A 512-nucleotide genomic window follows, 5' to 3' on the forward strand; every position below is an offset into this window, starting at 1 on the left:
GATGAATATCCAACCTTTCAATAAGGCCATGCCATTCCCTAGATCAATCACATATAGATAGGATCCCGGAGGCAGTTTTTCCGAATTGGACTTATAGGTACCGTCCCAATCATTCCTGTACCCTTTGGCTGCATAAACCTCATGACCCCATCTATTGTAAACCTTTACCAAAGAATTCGGGTAATTGTTTATCCCTGGGATCACCCACGTATCGTTTATACCGTTACCATCTGGGGTAAAGGCTTCTGCCGGAACCAAGGATGGTTGGGTATCTTTAGGGAAATCATCATCGACATCGAAAATGCCATCGTTGTCATCATCTGGATCCGCATTGTCTCCTATGCCATCGCCATCTGTATCGGTATCCTCGGTCGGGTCGTACGGAAAGGCATCCTCATCATTCGGTGTACCGTCGCCATCGATATCCGTATCTATATTATCACCTATGCCATCACCATCCGTATCGGTATCCTCACTTGAATCCAATGGAAAAGCATCCTGGTCATCGGGAG

Annotated in this window: 1 protein-coding gene; it reads right to left on the minus strand. The window is 46.3% G+C overall.

Annotated elements, in window-relative coordinates; all coding sequences use genetic code 11:
• Positions 1-512: T9SS type B sorting domain-containing protein (locus DKT72_RS17950; protein ID WP_162623380.1), on the minus strand; the 512-nt coding region annotated here is incomplete at both ends.

The sequence above is a fragment of the Confluentibacter sediminis genome (genome assembly GCF_003258355.1).
Classification (GTDB): domain Bacteria; phylum Bacteroidota; class Bacteroidia; order Flavobacteriales; family Flavobacteriaceae; genus Confluentibacter; species Confluentibacter sediminis.